The following is a 16,265-nucleotide window of genomic DNA, read 5'->3' on the forward strand; positions in this document are numbered from 1 at the left end:
ACACGCTCACAGTGTGCGCCGCTCAGACTTCGACATCCACCCACAGGCCCTGGCGCGGCAACTCATCGAGCAGCGCCTGATCCTCGGCGGCCACTTCGCCTTCGGCCAGCTCCTCGGCGGTATAACCACGGCGCTGGCGCCGCCGACGCTGCTCCTCGCGCTGGGATAATTCGGCCTCCTGCGGATGGCGCCTATCCAGCTCTACCGCACTTTCGCTGGCACTGCCTTGCAGCGGCGCCACGGGCGCAATCTCAGGCAGCGGTTTGACCGGGTCCTGCTGCGCGGTCACCGGCATCATGCTGTGGGGAATGGGTGACAACATATAAGCACCTCCTTTGCGCCCTCCGTTGCAGGCCACGTGAAGACCACTGTTCTCGCGGGGCCAAGATAAAAAACAAGCTCCTTTGGTCAGGCTGTCGGCCATTCAGCCGTCAGCTTGAGGGTGCGCTCGCTACACTTTCGACTCAAGTCCTACTGGCAAGTGCTACAGCGCCTTTGGCCTGGGGACCGCGTTCCGTTACCATAGCCGGCTTTTTCATCGCGGGAGACAGGCATGGCGCAGCAGTATGAACCGGGGCAACGCTGGATAAGTGACAGCGAAGCGGAGTTGGGCTTGGGAACCATCCTGGTACAGGACGGCCGCATGCTCACCGTGCTCTACCCGGCCACTGGCGAAACCCGCCAGTATGCGACGCGCAATGCCCCACTGACCCGCGTGCGGTTTTCGCCGGGCGACGAGATCACGCACTTCGAAGGCTGGAAACTGACCGTTCAGGAAGTCGACGACGTCGACGGCCTGTTGGTCTACCACGGCCTCAACGCGCAGCACCAGGCCGTCACCCTGCCGGAAACCCAGCTGTCCAACTTCATTCAGTTCCGTCTGGCCAGCGACCGCCTGTTCGCTGGGCAGATCGACCCGCTGCTCTGGTTCGCCCTGCGCTACCACACCCTCGAACACACCAGCCGCCTGCTGCAATCCTCGCTCTGGGGCCTGGGTGGCGTGCGCGCCCAACCGATCCCGCACCAGTTGCACATCGCCCGCGAAGTGGCCGACCGCATCGCCCCACGGGTGTTGCTGGCGGACGAAGTCGGCCTGGGTAAAACCATCGAAGCCGGCCTGGTCATCCACCGCCAACTGCTCAGCGGGCGTGCCAGCCGGGTACTGATCCTGGTACCGGAAAACCTCCAGCACCAATGGCTGGTGGAGATGCGCCGGCGCTTCAACCTGGAAGTCGCGCTGTTCGACGCCGAGCGCTTCATCGAAAGCGATGCCGACAACCCCTTCGAGGATTGCCAGCTGGCCCTGGTGGCCCTGGAATGGCTGTGCGAAGACGAACGCGCACAAGATGCCCTGTTCGCCGCCGGCTGGGACCTGCTGGTGGTCGACGAGGCGCACCACCTGGTCTGGCACCCGGAGCAAGCCAGCCCGCAATACGCGCTGGTCGAGCAACTGGCCGAGGTCATCCCCGGCGTCCTGCTACTGACCGCCACCCCGGAACAACTCGGCCAGGACAGCCACTTCGCCCGCCTGCGCCTGCTCGATCCGAACCGCTTCCACGACCTCGAAGCCTTCCGCGCCGAAAGCGCCAACTACAAGCCGGTCGCCGAAGCGGTGCAGGAATTGCTCGACCAGGGCCACCTCTCGCCCGAGGCGCACAAGACCATCCATGACTTCCTCGGCGCCGAAGGCGAAGCGCTGCTCGCCGCGGTCAACGATGGCGACAGCGAAGCAGCGGCGCGCCTGATCCGCGAACTGCTCGATCGTCACGGCACCGGCCGCCTGTTGTTCCGCAATACGCGGGCCGCCGTGCAAGGCTTCCCCGAGCGCCAGTTGCACCCCTATCCGCTGGAAAACCCGGATCAGTACCTGGAACTACCGCTCGGCGAGCACGCCGACCTCTACCCGGAAGTCAGCTACCAGGCCCAGCCGGACACCCACGAGGACGAGCGCTGGTGGCGCTTCGACCCGCGCGTCGACTGGCTGATCGACACCCTGAAGATGCTCAAACGGGTCAAAGTGCTGGTGATCTGCGCCCACGCGGAAACCGCCATGGACCTGGAAGACGCCCTGCGCGTGCGCTCCGGTATCCCGGCCACGGTGTTCCATGAAGGCATGAACATCCTCGAACGCGACCGCGCCGCCGCCTACTTCGCCGACGAAGAGTTCGGCGCCCAGGTGCTGATCTGCTCCGAGATCGGCAGTGAAGGCCGCAACTTCCAATTCTCCCACCACTTGGTGCTGTTCGACCTGCCGTCGCACCCGGACCTGCTCGAACAGCGCATCGGCCGGCTCGACCGCATCGGCCAGAAGCACACCATCCAGTTGCATGTGCCCTACCTGGAAAGCAGCCCGCAAGAGCGCCTGTTCCAGTGGTACCACCTGGCACTGAACGCCTTCCAGGCGACCTGCCCGACCGGCAACGCCCTGCAGCACCAGTTCGGCCCGCGCCTGCTGCCGCTGCTGGAAAGTGGCGATGACGACGAGTGGCAAACCCTGGTCGACGAAGCCCGCGCCGAACGCGAACGCCTTGAGGGCGAACTGCACGCCGGGCGTGACCGCTTGCTGGAACTGAACTCCGGCGGCGCCGGTGAAGGTGAAGCGCTGGCCGAGGCGATTTACGAGCAGGACGACGAATTTGCCCTGCCGATCTACATGGAAGAGTTGTTCGAGGCCTTCGGCATCGACAGCGAAGACCATTCGGAAAACGCCCTGGTGCTGCGCCCCAGCGAGAAAATGCTGGATGCCAGCTTCCCGCTCGGCGACGACGAAGGCGTGACCATCACCTACGACCGCAACCAGGCGCTGTCCCGCGAGGACATGCAGTTCCTCACCTGGGAACACCCGATGGTGCAAGGCGGCATGGACCTGGTCCGCTCCGGCTCAATGGGCAACACCGCGGTGGCGCTGATCAAGAACAAGGCGCTGAAACCCGGCACCGTGCTGCTCGAACTGCTCTACGTCAGCGAAGTGGTCGCCCCGCGCGCCCTGCAATTGGGTCGCTACCTGCCGCCGGCGGCGCTGCGCTGCCTGCTGGACAGCAACGGCAACGACCTGGCCGCCAAGGTCTCGTTCGAGAAGCTCAACGAGCAACTGGAAACCGTGCCGCGCGCCAGCGCCAACAAGTTCGTCCAGGCCCAGCGCGACTCGCTCAACCCGCAGATCAATGCCGCCGAAGAGAAGATCAGCCCACGGCATGCCGAACGGGTCGCCGAAGCCAAGCGTCGCCTGGCTGCCGATACCGAAGAAGAGCTGGCCCGCTTGACCGCGTTGCAAGCCGTCAACCCGAGCGTGCGCGACAGCGAGCTGGAAACCCTGCGCAAGCAGCGCGAGCAAGGTCTGGCCATGCTCGACAAAGCCGCCCTGCGCCTGGAGGCCATTCGCGTGCTGGTGGCCGGGTAATCCAACCCACTGAAACGACAAGGCCCGCAATTGCGGGCCTTGTCGTTTCAGGACGATGCACTGTGGGAGCGACTTCAGGCCGGCACGCCAGCGGCCATCGTCTGCTGCATGCGTAACGCATCGCGCCCGAGGGTGCGGGAGGCCTGGAACAGCGACAACATGGTGAGAAAAAGCGCCAGCGGGATCAGGTACATCGCAGCGTGCAACCCCACCGCCTTGAACGCTTCGCTCATCTCGCTCGCCCCGGCGGCAACCATCGCCGAATGGGCGAAATGGTCGGATAGCAGCCCGACCACCACCGGCCCGAGGCCACCGCCGAGCAGGTACAAACCGGCAAAGAACAACGCCATGGCCGTCGCCCGCAAACGCGGCTCGACCACATCCTGGATCGCGGTATAGACACAGGTATAGAAGTTGTAGGCGAACAGCCAACCAATGCTGAAGATGGCCACGAACACGCCGATCTCCGTCTGCCCCTGCCACAAAGCGGCACCGGTCGCCAACGAGGCGATCAACATCGACACCGCGCCGAACAGTAAACGGCCACGGGCGAAGCGCTGGTGCAGTTTATCCGCCACCCAACCGCCCGCCGTCAGGCCGATCAGACCCGTGATGCCGACTATCACGCCGGTGGCCACCGCCGCCTGGCCCAAGGGCATCAGGAAGTAGCGCTGCAGCATGGGCACCATGAACGAGTTGCAGGCATAGGTGGCGAAGTTGAAGGTCAGGCCGGCGAGTACCAACCACCAGAAGGTACGGATGCCCAGCACCTTACGCAGCGGCTTATCCACCGCCGCCACCGACACCTGCACCGTCTCCGCCGCGCCGCGTTGCGGCTCGCGGATAAAAAACATGAACAGCGCCAGAATCACGCCCGGCACCGCCGCGATGAAGAACGGCGCCCGCCAGCTGCCGAAGGCCTCGACCATCGCACCAATGGTGAAAAAGGCCAGCAGCAGGCCCAGCGGCAGACCCAGCATGAAAATGCCCATTGCCCGCGCCCGCTTGTGCGCCGGGAACAGATCGCCGATCAGCGAATTGGCCGCTGGCGCGTAGCTGGCTTCGCCGATACCGACCCCCATGCGCACCAGCAGGAAGCTCCAGAAGTTCCAGGCCAGGCCGTTGACCGCGGTCAGCCCACTCCACGCCACCAGGCCCCAGCCCATGATTTTGCGCCGTGCGCCGGTATCGGACATGCGCCCCAACGGCACGCCGGCGATGGCATAGACGATGGTGAAGGCCGTGCCGATCAGGCCGATCTGGAAATCGCTGAGGCTCCACTCCAGGCGGATCGGCTCGATGATGATGGCCGGAATGGTGCGATCGAAGAAATTGAACAGATTGGCGAGAAATAGCAGAAATAAAACGCGCCAGGCATTGGCTGCTTGCGGGGCTTGCTGCATGGATCGGTCTCTCTTGTTGTTCTTGAGTGAGCCGCGGTAGTTTTCCGGACGGACCTGCGAGCATGCAATCTAGAGCCTTCGCCGCGAGCTGTCTGTGACCATTCGTAGCGGATATGTAAAGACATGCAACCGCGGCAACCCGAACCGGACCGTCAGCGCCCGGCCGCCGCCTCGCGCCGCCACTGCCCGAGCCAGCCCAGCGAATCGGCCGCCGCAGTGGGCCGGTATTCGGCCGCCAGCCAGCCTTCATAACCGCTGGCCGTCAGCGCCTGGCGCAGCAGGGCGAAATCCAGCTGCCCGCTACCGGGCTCGCCCCGCCCCGGGCAATCAGCGAACTGCACATGAGCGATCCGGCCGGCCAGCAGCTCGATGCCCGCCGCCAGGTCCAGTCCTTGCCGCGCCATGTGATACAGGTCGAACTGGGCGGCGCAATTGGGGTGGTCGACCTCCCGCAGCAGCTCATCCAGCTGCGGCGGCGTGGTGATCAGGAAACCCGGCATATCCAGCGGATTGATCGCCTCGCACAGCACCCGGATGCCGAGCGGCTGAAACGCCTCGGCGGCGCGCCGCAGGTTCGCGACCAGCGCAGCCAGCGCCTGTTCGCGCCCAAGCCCGGCCGCCAGCCGCCCAGGCAACACATTGACGCCGGCCGGGCGCACGACCGTGGCATAGGCCAGGGCCTGCTCCAGCGCGGCATCGAACTCGGCCTGACGGCTCGGCACAGCGGCCAGGCCGGCGCCACCGTCGAGCAAATCCCCCGCCGGCAGATTGATCAGCGCCAGCGGCATCCGCGCGGCCACCAAGGCCGTGTGCAGCTCCTCAGCCGGCAGTTCGTAGGGAAACTGCACCTCCACCCCATCAAAACCTGCCATCGCTGCCGCCGCGACCCGTTGCTGCAACGGCAGCTCGGTAAACAGCAGCGACAGGTTGGCGGCGATCCTCATGAGGTCTTCTCCCGATACAGCTCCACCAGGGTCGCCGGATCGCGTTCGAGGTTGCCTTGGCTGCTGCCGTGCAGGCGCATCAACTGCGCCGCCAGGGCGCTGAGCGGCGTGGCCGAGTCATGCTCACGGGCGAGTTTTACCGCGGTATCGAGATCCTTCAGCAGCGTACGGACATGCCACTTGATCGGCTCGAAGCGGTTTTCCGCCATCTGCGGGGCGAGAATCTGCAGCGGTTTGGAGTCGGCAAACCCACCGGCCAGGGCCGCCGCGAGCAAACTGGCGTCGACCCCGGACTTCTCCGCCAGGGCCACGACTTCAGCGATCACCAGCGCATTGCAGGCGACGATCATCTGGTTACAGACCTTGGTGACCTGCCCCGCGCCAACCGCGCCCATGCGCGTCAGGCGTTGCCCCAGGTGCAGCAGAATCGGCCGCACCCGCTCGACATCATCCACGCGACCGCCAGCCATGATCGTCAGCGTACCGGCCTCAGCCCCGAGCGTGCCGCCCGACACCGGCGCATCCAGCCAGTGCATGCCGGTGCGGCTTTCCAGCTCGGCCGCCATCTCGCGGGTAGCCGCTGGCTCCAGGCTGGAAAAATCCACCAGCAACTGCCCCGGCCGCGCCCCCTCGATCAGTCCGCCTGGACCGAATACAACCTTGCGTACCACGCGGGTATCGGCCAGACAGAGCATCACCACATCAGCTGCAGCGCAGAGCTCAGCCGGGCTGGATACCTGCCGCGCACCGGCGGCCACCAGCGCCGCGCATTTGTCCGGCGAACGGTTCCAGACGGCCAATGGATAACCGGCGGCAAGCAGGCGTTGACACATCGGCAGGCCCATCAGGCCAATACCGGCGAAGGCGAGAGAGGGTAAAACGGCGCTCATGCAAGGCTCCAATACCGCTGGCAAAGTGGCCATCTTAACGGTTCAGCTTTTGCCTGGGGACTTTCGCCGGCAGGGCGCGCCTGCAAAGGACAGCAACCCGAGGCAACGCTGAACGGGTGCGTAGTCAGTTATTGCATCCGGAACCCGCTCCAGAAGGGTTTGGCCAAAGCGCCGGCGCCTGCACGCGGACCTGCCAGCTAGTCGCCATTGAGCAAACGATCGAGGTCCACCGGCTCGCCCGGGTGGGCATGCAGCTTCGACCTGATGTCCTCGAACATCAGATCGAATTCTTTATGGTCGCGCAGAATCGGCCCGAATCGCGGGTGCAGGCCGTGCTTGGCCGCGATCCGCGTGGCGACGCTGGCAAAGTTGAAGGCAACGTCGCGGTGCAGCTCGAACTCTTCCTCAAACGCCTTACCCTCCACCTCACCGACCATCTTGAAGTGCAGCATCGCTCCCTTTTGCGGGTCGTTGCGCACCTCGTAGTAGAGGTCGATGGAAAAATCCGCCTGCCCGGGCAAGCCAGGCAAGCCAGCGCGATGCAGATGACCAGGTTCGAACATGGCGGTGCTCCTGATAATTCAAGTCTGTTGCGAATCTGTGCGGGCTTGCGCTTTGCGCGGCACCGGGCTGCGCGCGGGCAAATTGAAGGTATCGCCAGACAGGCCCGTTCAGTCTAGACCGCCCGCAAGCAACTGACAGTGCGCTGCGTCAATCCAACGGCAGCCCTCAAGCCCGCTCCTGGACCAACACCCAGGGTGCTACAACCACGGCCCACAACTTCGGGTCGCGTGCCAACAAGTCTTCGGCTCGCCGTTCTTCGACCTTGCTGACCTGCTCGGCGGCCAGCCAAGCCGCGACCTTGGCCTGGTCGTTCTGCGCCACAGCCAGCGCCACTTCAACCAGATCCATCGCCGCATCGACCCAGAGCAATGCACCCCGGGCGAAGAACGGCTGCAGCTCCTGCCAGCTGATCGGCGCCGTTTCCCCAAGTAGCTTTGCATAGAGGGTACTAGGTTGTTCTGTGATCTCGTTCTCTGTCATGGCGTACTCTGTGATCAATGGCTAACGTGCAGACGGGCGCAATGATAGCCTCACACATCGTGCAGGCAAGCCGGCCTGACGCCGCCACGCGACGCCAAGGCACGCCGTTTTTCTGTACGTTTATTGCATTTTAGCGACATGGACCCTTTCCTCACTCCTGTAGCGGCTTTTCAAGGCACAAATCGGCGCTCTACACTGCACCGGTACAGTAGCCGGGGTACAACCGGGCATTTCCAGCCGGTTCTACAGCTCAGGCCGCCAGGACTAACAACAACGAAAAACACACGAGTGGAGCACTATGAACAAGGCTACTAAGCAGATTTCCAAGCTGTTTGCCGCCATGGCCATGGCCGGCGTCGCCAGCTATTCACTGGCAGCTGACACCATCAAGATTGGCCTGGCAGGCCCGGTTACCGGCGCTGTCGCCCAGTACGGCGAGATGCAATTCATCGGCGCCAAGATGGCCATCGAGCAAATCAACAAAGCCGGCGGTGTTGACGGCCAGCAGCTCGAAGGCGTGGTCTACGACGATGCTTGCGACCCGAAACAAGCCGTTGCCGTCGCCAACAAGATCGTCAACGACGAAGTCAAATTCGTGGTTGGCCACCTCTGCTCCAGCTCCACTCAGCCGGCGTCCGATATTTACGAAGACGAGGGCATTCTGATGATCACCGCGGCGTCCACCAGCCCGGAAATCACCGCTCGTGGCTATCAACTGGTGTTCCGCACCATTGGCCTGGACAGCCTGCAAGGCCCAACCGCCGGCAACTTCATCGCTGATCACATCAAGCCGAAGACCGTCGCGGTGATCCACGACAAGCAGCAGTACGGTGAAGGTATCGCCACTGCCGTGAAACAGACCCTGGAAAGCAAAGGCGTCAAGGTTGCACTGTTCGAAGGCATCAATGCCGGCGACAAGGACTTCTCGGCGATGGTTTCCAAGCTGAAACAAGCCAACGTCGACTTCGTCTACTACGGCGGCTACCACCCGGAACTCGGCCTGCTGCTGCGTCAGTCGGCAGAGAAAGGCCTGAAAGTACGCTTCATGGGTCCGGAAGGCGTGGGTAACAAGGAGCTGTCCGCCATTGCCGGCCCGGCTTCCGAAGGCCTGCTGGTGACCTTGCCGAAGTCGTTCGACCAAGAGCCGAAAAACCAGGCGCTGGTTGCCGCCTTCAAAGCCAAGAACGAAGACCCGAGCGGTCCGTTCGTGTTCCCGGCTTACGCAGCGGTCCAAGTGATCGCCGAAGGCATCAAGAAAGCCGGCGACACCGACACCGCCAAGGTAGCCGCCGCCCTGCGCGCCAACACCTTCTCCACCCCGACCGGCGACCTCAGCTTCGACGCCAAGGGTGACCTGAAGGACTTCAGCTTCGTGGTCTACGACTGGCATGCCGACGGCACCAAGACTGAAGCCCCTCTTAAGTAACTAGAGGGCGTCCCGCCTGAACCCAAAGCCCACTGCACATGCAGTGGGCTTTGTTTTAAGAGGTAACCGGGCGCAAGCTCAGCCAAAAGCAATGAGCCAAAGCCCACGCGAAAGCTTTCAAAACCCAACACGCAAACGACATAGCAAGGCGGATTTGCCCTGGCAAATTTGAACGGCGCAAGCCGGCCCCGAACGGGGCGAAGCATAGGACGTGCTTTGTGAAGACACCGAGTAACAACCGAAGCTCGCCTGCGTTACCAACGCAAACGACATTCCCACCACGCTGTGGGTCGCCGTACAGCCTGTACCGCGCGGTTTGAACAAGGTCCTGACACCGCTATCGAGTCGCACAACAGGTTTTGCTGGTTTTGCCGGAGAGTTGTGATGCCTGATATCTACCATTTCTTACAGCAGCTGGTTAATGGCCTGACCATTGGCAGCACCTATGCCCTTATCGCCATTGGCTACACCATGGTCTACGGGATCATAGGCATGATCAACTTCGCCCATGGCGAGGTCTACATGCTCGGCTCGTACGTCGCCTTCATTGCGATTGCCGGGTTGACCATGCTCGGTCTGGACAGCTTGCCGCTGATCCTGATCGCCGCTTTTGCGGCCACCATCATCGTTGCCAGTGCCTACGGCTACAGCATCGAACGGGTCGCCTATCGACCGCTGCGCGGCAGCAACCGATTGATCCCCTTGATCTCGGCCATCGGTATGTCGATCTTCCTGCAGAACGAAGTCCTGCTCGCGCAGAACTCCAAAGACAAAGCGATCCCCAACCTGATCCCCGGCAACTTCGTATTCGGCGAGAGCACCATGAACGGTGTGGTGATCTCCTATATGCAGGTGCTGATCTTCATCGTGACCTTCCTGGTGATGCTCGGCCTGACGCTGTTCATCTCCCGCTCGCGCCTGGGCCGTGCCTGCCGCGCCTGCGCCGAAGACATCAAGATGGCCAACCTGCTGGGTATCAACACCAACAACATCATCGCCCTGACCTTCGTCATTGGCGCCACCCTGGCTGCCGTCGCGGCGGTGCTGCTGGGCATGCAATATGGCGTGATCAACCCGAACCTGGGCTTCCTCGCCGGGATCAAGGCCTTCACCGCCGCGGTACTCGGCGGCATTGGCAGCATCCCCGGCGCGATGCTCGGTGGGTTGGTGCTGGGTGTTGCCGAAGCCTTTGGCGCCGACGTGTTCGGCGACCAATACAAAGACGTGGTGGCCTTCGGCCTATTGGTGTTGGTCCTGTTGTTCCGGCCGACTGGCATTCTTGGCCGTCCGGAGGTTGAGAAGGTATGACTAGCTCTTCGACTAAATCGCTCAAGACCGCGTTTTTCAGCGCCCTGCTGGTACTTGCGGTCGCCTACCCGATACTCGGCCTGAAGCTGAACATCGTCGGTATCAAGCTGGAAGTTCACGGCGCCAGCGCCCCGACCCTGTGGGCGATTGCCGCCTGCGCGGTGGCGATGTTCTGCTGGCAGATGTTCCGCCCGCAGATCCAGACGGCCTGGGACAAGACCCCCAAACTGCCAGGCGTGCCAGCCTCGGCCAGCAACTTCATCACCCTGCCCTCGACCCAGCGCTGGATCGTGCTGGGCTTGATCGTGGTGGCGCTGATCTGGCCATTCTTCGGCTCACGCGGCGCGGTGGATATCGCCACGCTGATTCTGATCTACGTCATGCTCGGCCTCGGCCTGAACATCGTGGTCGGCCTGGCCGGTCTGCTGGACCTGGGTTATGTCGGCTTCTACGCCGTCGGCGCCTACAGCTATGCGCTGCTCTCGCACTACTACGGCCTGGGTTTCTGGATCTGCCTGCCGATCGCCGGGATGATGGCGGCGCTGTTCGGCTTCCTGCTCGGCTTCCCGGTGCTGCGCTTGCGCGGCGATTACCTGGCCATCGTCACCCTCGGCTTCGGCGAGATCATCCGCATCCTGCTGCGCAACATGACCGAGCTGACCGGTGGCCCCAACGGCATCAGCAACATCGACAAACCGACCCTGTTCGGCCTGAGTTTCGAGCGTAAAGCCGCCGAAGGCCTGCAGACCTTCCACGAGTACTTCGGCATTGCCTACAACTCGATCAACAAGGTGATCTTCCTTTACCTGGTGGCCCTGCTGCTGGCCCTGCTCGCCCTGTTCGTGATCAATCGCCTGCTGCGCATGCCGATCGGTCGCGCCTGGGAAGCCCTGCGCGAAGACGAGATCGCCTGCCGCGCGCTGGGCATGAACCCCACCGTGATCAAGCTCTCGGCCTTCACCCTCGGCGCCTGCTTCGCCGGTTTCGCCGGCAGCTTCTTCGCCGCGCGCCAGGGCCTGGTAACGCCGGAATCCTTCACCTTCCTTGAATCGGCGACCATTCTCGCCATCGTCGTGCTCGGCGGCCTGGGCTCACAGCTCGGAGTGATTCTCGCGGCGGTGGTGATGATTCTGTTGCCGGAGCTGATGCGCGAGTTCAGCGAATACCGCATGTTGATGTTCGGCGCCTTGATGGTACTGATGATGATCTGGCGTCCACAGGGCCTGCTGCCCATGCAACGCCCCCACCTGGAGCTGCGCCAATGAGCCGCCCGATTCTCGAGGTAAGCGGCCTCACCATGCGCTTCGGCGGCCTGCTGGCCGTCAACGGGGTGGGCCTCACGGTAAACGAAAAGCAGGTGGTCTCGATGATCGGCCCGAACGGCGCCGGCAAGACCACCGTGTTCAACTGCCTGACCGGTTTCTACCAGCCAACCTCCGGCAGCGTCCTGCTCGATGGTGAGGCGATCCAGGGCCTGCCCGGCCACCAGATCGCCCGCAAGGGCGTGGTGCGGACCTTCCAGAACGTGCGTCTGTTCAAGGACATGACCGTGGTGGAAAACCTGCTGATCGCCCAGCATCGGCACCTGAACACCAACTTCCTCGCCGGGCTGTTCAAAACCCCAAGCTTTCGCAAGAGCGAGCGCGCAGCGATGGAGTTCGCCGCCCATTGGCTGGAGCAGGTCAACCTGACCGATGTCGCCAACCGCCCGGCCGGCACCCTGGCCTATGGTCAGCAACGCCGGCTGGAAATCGCCCGCTGCATGATGACCCGGCCGCGCCTGTTGATGCTCGACGAACCGGCTGCAGGCCTGAACCCCCACGAAACGGAAAACCTCAAGCAGCTGATCGCCATGTTGCGCGATGAGCACAACGTCACCGTGCTGCTGATCGAACACGACATGAAGCTGGTCATGAGCATTTCCGACCACATCGTGGTGATCAACCAGGGCACGCCCCTGGCCGACGGCACACCGGAGCAGATTCGCGACAATCCGGACGTGATCAAAGCCTACTTGGGGGAGGCGTAACTTATGTTGTATTTCGATAACGTTTCCACCTTCTACGGCAAGATCCAGGCGCTGCATAACGTCAGCGTGGAAGTGCAGAAAGGCGAAATCGTCACCCTGATCGGCGCCAACGGCGCCGGCAAGTCGACCCTGCTGATGACCCTCTGCGGCTCGCCGCGCGCGGCCAGCGGCAGCATCCGCTACCAGGGCGAGGAACTGGTCGGCCTGGACTCCTGCGACATCATGCGCAAAAGCATTGCCGTGGTGCCGGAAGGTCGACGCATCTTCGCCCGCCTGACGGTAGAAGAGAACTTGGTGATGGGCGGTTTCTTCACCGACAAGGCCGACTACCAGAAGCAACTGGACAAGGTTCTGCACCTGTTCCCACGCCTGAAAGAGCGCTTCAATCAGCGTGGCGGCACCATGTCCGGTGGCGAACAGCAGATGCTCGCCATTGGCCGGGCGCTGATGAGCAAACCACAACTGCTGTTGCTCGACGAGCCATCGCTGGGCCTGGCACCGATCATCATCCAGCAGATTTTCGAGATCATCGAACAGCTGCGCAAAGATGGCGTAACGGTGTTCCTGGTCGAGCAGAACGCCAACCAGGCGCTGAAGATCGCCGACCGCGCCTATGTGCTGGAAAACGGCCGGGTGGTGATGCAAGGCAGCGGTGAAGCCTTGCTCAACGACCCGAAGGTGCGCGACGCCTACCTCGGCGGCTAACGACACGCCAACGGCAACAGACAGCCCCGCCCGGTCAACCAGGCGGGGTTTTTTGTTGGCCATTTATCCTTCTCACGCTCCGCGCCTGCGCGATGAACGGACGCCGAGCCCTTGTCGATCAAAACTTTCGCGGGCCTGGCCCGCTCCTACGCTTATCCGTTTGCCACGCGATCGGCGCCCCTCTCCCGCCTGCGGGAGAGGGGCTGGGGAGAGGGCACGCGACCAACGCCCTGTATTTTTCACCGCCCCTGTAACAAAGCCGAACCAACGCGCTCTAGTTCAGTAGGCGAGCGATACAACCCGAGCACGCCGGATACACTTGAACGTCAACACCCCCATTCCGACAAGAGCACATACGATGAAAACCACCACCTCCAGCACCTTTCATGCGGCAGCCCTGGCACTGGCATTTGGCAGCGCGCTGAGCATCGCGGCGGCGCCGCTCACCGCGCAGGCCGCCGACACCGAGAAATGCTTCGGCGTGGCGCTCAAAGGCAAGAACGATTGCGCCGCAGGCGCGGGCACCACCTGCGCCGGCACCTCGAAAAAGGATCATCAGGCCGACGCCTGGAAGCTGGTACCCAAAGGCACCTGCGAGAAGACCGCTTCGCAGACCTCGCCGAGCGGTTTCGGCCAGCTTCAGGCTTACAAAGCCAAAAGCTGATCGCCCTCAGGCCCCGATCGATGATCATGCTTGATTCGCCGCCCCGCGCCGCCTACCGGACTGAATCCGCAGACGCGGCAAACCTGCCGGCACGCGCCGGGCTGGGGCTCAAGCCCCAGCATTTCCGGGAAATACTCGACGGCGCGGTCGACGTCGGCTTCTTTGAAATCCATGCCGAGAACTATATGGTGGCAGGCGGCCCCTTCCACCATTTCCTCGGCCTGATCCGCGCCAGCTACCCGTTGTCGCTGCACGGTGTGGGTCTCTCCATCGGCGCCGAAGGGCCCCTCGATGAACACCATCTGCAACGGCTCGCCGCACTTGTCGAGCGCTATGAGCCGCAGGCGTTTTCCGAACACCTGGCCTGGTCCAGCCATGGCCAGCTGTTTCTCAACGACCTGCTGCCCGTTGCCTATGACGAGGCCACGCTGAAGCGCGTCTGCGAGCATATCGACCGGGTCCAGAACCGCCTGCAACGCCCCATGCTGCTGGAGAACCCGGCCACCTATGTCGAGTTCGCCCATTCGAGCATGGATGAGGCGACCTTCATCAGCGAGGTCGTGCGGCGCAGCGGTTGCGGCCTGCTGCTCGACGTCAACAATGCCTATGTCTCCAGTATCAATCACCAGCGCGATGCGCTCACCTATATCCGTGCCCTGCCCCTGAGCGCCGTGGGCGAGATTCATCTGGCCGGTTTCGCCGAAGACATCGATGGCGCCGGCGACCGCCTGCTGATCGACAGTCACGGCGCAGCGGTCGATGACGCAGTATGGGCGCTCTACGCGCAAGTACTGCACTTGATCGGCCCGACAGCGACGCTGATCGAGCGCGACAACCAGGTGCCGGCCCTGCCAGTGCTGCTCGCCGAAACCCGCCAGGCCGAACGCCTGCTGCACGGGCCGCGGACGAACCGGCCGCAGGTGCGGGCATGAACACTCAGTCCGCCTTCGTCGCCGCCCTGCTCGACCCCTCCCGGCCCTGCCCGAACGGCCTGACGACCTGGAACGACTCGGACCCGGCCAGGCGCTTCGCGGTCTATCGCAATAATGTCTTCAATTCGCTGATCGACGCCCTGGCGGACAGCTATCCGGTGGTCCACGAACTGGTGGGTGAGACCTTCTTTCGCGCCATGGCCCATGCCTACGTCGAGGCCCACCCGCCCCGCTCGCGGTTGCTGGTGTACTACGGCGAGGACTTCGCGACCTTTATCGAGGGCTTCGAGCCCGCCCGCAGCCTGCCCTACCTGGCCGACGTGGCGCGCCTCGAAGCCCTGCGCGTGCGGGCCTACCACGCGGCCGACCGCGCCCCCCTGGCGGCGCAGGAAATTGCCGCCGCGTTGGCAGCGCCGGAATGCCTGGGCGAACTGCGCTTCCAACTGCACCCCTCGCTCAATGTGCTCGTCTCGCCCTTTTCCGTGGTCTCGCTGTGGGCGGCCCATCAGGGCGAACTGGCGATCGAAAGCATCGACCCGCGGCTGGCGGAAAACGCCCTGGTGTTGCGCAACGAACTGCAGGTGTTGGTGCTCGCCGTACCGCCCGCTGGCGCGCAATTCATCCACGACCTGCAACAGGGCATGCCACTCGGGCCCGCCGCCGAGCAGGCACTGGGCACCGATGCCAGTTTCGACCTCAGCGCCTGCCTGGCGCTGTTGATCCGCACGGGCGCCATCACCGACTTACTCCTGCCACCTCAGCCCCGCACAAGGTCATCGCCATGAACGCTCCCGCGCAGCTCGCAAACGCCTCCCTTCCCGAACGCCTGATCGGTCAGTTGATCGACCTGTGCCAGCGTATCCCGCACAGCCTGATCGCCTTTATCGGGCGTTTTTCCATCGCCGCGGTGTTCTGGAAATCCGGGCAGACCAAGATCGAAGGCCTGGCCATCGACCTGCTGTCCGGCACCTTCGAACTGGGTATGCCGCGGCTGGCCGACTCGACCATTCCGTTGTTCAGCAGCGAGTACGCCTTACCCCTGATTTCGGCGGAACTGGCCGCGCACCTCGCGGCCTTCAGCGAACACTTCTTTCCGTTGCTGATCCTGCTCGGCTTCGCCACGCGCTTCTCGGCCCTGGCCCTGCTGGGCATGACGCTGACGATCCAGCTGTTCGTCTACCCGGACGCCTACCCGACCCATGGCACCTGGGCCGCCGTGCTGCTCTACCTGGTCGCCCGCGGGCCTGGCGTGCTGTCTATCGATCAGTTGATCGCCAAGCGTTACCGCTAGCGCTTGCAGTTGATCCCGCGACCGACGGCAGGCCGGCAGCAAATCTGCCAGCTCGCCGCCAACCCTGTAGAATGGCGGCCCGTAGCCGTCCACGGGTTCCACCGGTCTGGGCTCAGCGCTGTATGACCAGGCAATCCGGGTACAGCGCGCCCACGCACGGGTTGATAGCAGTGCCGCTATGGAACCGGGCGCACCCACTTTCCAGCGCTTGCCGTGGCAGCGCTTTCCG

At 63.5% G+C, this 16,265-nt stretch carries 16 protein-coding genes; 10 read left to right on the forward strand and 6 right to left on the reverse strand.

Annotated elements, in window-relative coordinates; genetic code table 11:
- Positions 1-22: 22 nt before the first annotated feature.
- Positions 23-322: an aspartate-semialdehyde dehydrogenase gene (locus AC3IYG_RS16575; protein ID WP_489310226.1), complete on the reverse strand. Its 300-nt coding sequence runs from the start codon at positions 320-322 to the stop codon at positions 23-25.
- 231 nt (positions 323-553) lie between these two features.
- On the opposite strand from AC3IYG_RS16575, the gene rapA reads away from it, so the two are divergent.
- A complete protein-coding gene (gene rapA / locus AC3IYG_RS16580; RefSeq protein ID WP_489310228.1) occupies positions 554-3,400 on the forward strand; it encodes an RNA polymerase-associated protein RapA in 2,847 nt (948 codons plus the stop codon).
- Between the two features lie 74 nt (positions 3,401-3,474).
- Here rapA and AC3IYG_RS16585 read toward each other — a convergent pair whose 3' ends face one another.
- From AC3IYG_RS16585 to AC3IYG_RS16605, 5 genes are all read right to left on the reverse strand, one after another.
- A complete protein-coding gene (locus AC3IYG_RS16585; RefSeq protein ID WP_489310230.1) occupies positions 3,475-4,803 on the reverse strand; it encodes a spinster family MFS transporter in 1,329 nt (442 codons plus the stop codon).
- A 152-nt stretch (positions 4,804-4,955) separates the two neighbouring features.
- Positions 4,956-5,747, reverse strand: a complete 792-nt coding sequence (locus tag AC3IYG_RS16590; protein ID WP_489310232.1) for a hydroxypyruvate isomerase family protein — start codon at positions 5,745-5,747, stop codon at positions 4,956-4,958.
- Positions 5,744-6,637 (reverse strand): NAD(P)-dependent oxidoreductase, encoded by an 894-nt coding sequence (locus AC3IYG_RS16595; RefSeq protein WP_489310233.1) that lies wholly within the window; start codon positions 6,635-6,637, stop codon positions 5,744-5,746. The genes AC3IYG_RS16590 and AC3IYG_RS16595 overlap by 4 nt, the downstream gene beginning before the upstream one ends.
- A gap of 197 nt (positions 6,638-6,834) precedes the next feature.
- The gene (locus AC3IYG_RS16600; RefSeq protein WP_489310235.1) at positions 6,835-7,200 is read right to left on the reverse strand and encodes a DUF5064 family protein; all 366 of its coding nucleotides are present in this window, start codon (positions 7,198-7,200) and stop codon (positions 6,835-6,837) included.
- Positions 7,201-7,366: 166 nt separating this feature from the next.
- On the reverse strand, positions 7,367-7,666 hold the full coding sequence (locus tag AC3IYG_RS16605) for a DUF2288 domain-containing protein (protein ID WP_489313936.1): 300 nt from the start codon (positions 7,664-7,666) through the stop codon (positions 7,367-7,369).
- A 313-nt stretch (positions 7,667-7,979) separates the two neighbouring features.
- Here AC3IYG_RS16605 and AC3IYG_RS16610 point away from each other — a divergent pair, with 313 nt between their 5' ends.
- The 9 genes from AC3IYG_RS16610 (at position 7,980) to AC3IYG_RS16650 (ending at position 16,036) form a co-directional block, all read left to right on the forward strand.
- Complete coding sequence (locus AC3IYG_RS16610) at positions 7,980-9,107, forward strand: branched-chain amino acid ABC transporter substrate-binding protein (RefSeq protein ID WP_489310237.1); 1,128 nt, start codon at positions 7,980-7,982, stop codon at positions 9,105-9,107.
- A 384-nt stretch (positions 9,108-9,491) separates the two neighbouring features.
- Positions 9,492-10,415: a high-affinity branched-chain amino acid ABC transporter permease LivH gene (livH, locus tag AC3IYG_RS16615; RefSeq protein ID WP_489310239.1), complete on the forward strand. Its 924-nt coding sequence runs from the start codon at positions 9,492-9,494 to the stop codon at positions 10,413-10,415.
- Entirely contained in the window at positions 10,412-11,680 is a 1,269-nt protein-coding gene (locus tag AC3IYG_RS16620; RefSeq protein WP_489310241.1) for a high-affinity branched-chain amino acid ABC transporter permease LivM, read from the forward strand. Before livH ends, AC3IYG_RS16620 begins: the two co-directional genes overlap by 4 nt.
- Positions 11,677-12,444 carry a high-affinity branched-chain amino acid ABC transporter ATP-binding protein LivG gene (gene livG, locus AC3IYG_RS16625; RefSeq protein ID WP_489310243.1) on the forward strand — a complete coding sequence of 256 codons (768 nt, stop codon included), beginning with the start codon at positions 11,677-11,679 and terminating at the stop codon, positions 12,442-12,444. The genes AC3IYG_RS16620 and livG overlap by 4 nt, the downstream gene beginning before the upstream one ends.
- A 3-nt stretch (positions 12,445-12,447) precedes the next feature.
- Positions 12,448-13,149 (forward strand): ABC transporter ATP-binding protein, encoded by a 702-nt coding sequence (locus AC3IYG_RS16630; RefSeq protein WP_489310245.1) that lies wholly within the window; start codon positions 12,448-12,450, stop codon positions 13,147-13,149.
- A 358-nt stretch (positions 13,150-13,507) separates the two neighbouring features.
- Positions 13,508-13,813 (forward strand): BufA1 family periplasmic bufferin-type metallophore, encoded by a 306-nt coding sequence (locus tag AC3IYG_RS16635; protein ID WP_489310247.1) that lies wholly within the window; start codon positions 13,508-13,510, stop codon positions 13,811-13,813.
- A gap of 26 nt (positions 13,814-13,839) precedes the next feature.
- Positions 13,840-14,745, forward strand: coding sequence for an MNIO family bufferin maturase (bufB, locus tag AC3IYG_RS16640; protein ID WP_489313937.1), 906 nt, complete (start codon positions 13,840-13,842; stop codon positions 14,743-14,745).
- Complete coding sequence (locus AC3IYG_RS16645) at positions 14,742-15,530, forward strand: HvfC/BufC N-terminal domain-containing protein (protein WP_489310249.1); 789 nt, start codon at positions 14,742-14,744, stop codon at positions 15,528-15,530. Before bufB ends, AC3IYG_RS16645 begins: the two co-directional genes overlap by 4 nt.
- Positions 15,527-16,036 carry a DoxX family protein gene (locus AC3IYG_RS16650; protein ID WP_489310251.1) on the forward strand — a complete coding sequence of 170 codons (510 nt, stop codon included), beginning with the start codon at positions 15,527-15,529 and terminating at the stop codon, positions 16,034-16,036. The genes AC3IYG_RS16645 and AC3IYG_RS16650 overlap by 4 nt, the downstream gene beginning before the upstream one ends.
- Positions 16,037-16,265: the final 229 nt, after the last annotated feature.

This window comes from Pseudomonas sp. KH_027 (assembly GCF_057838565.1).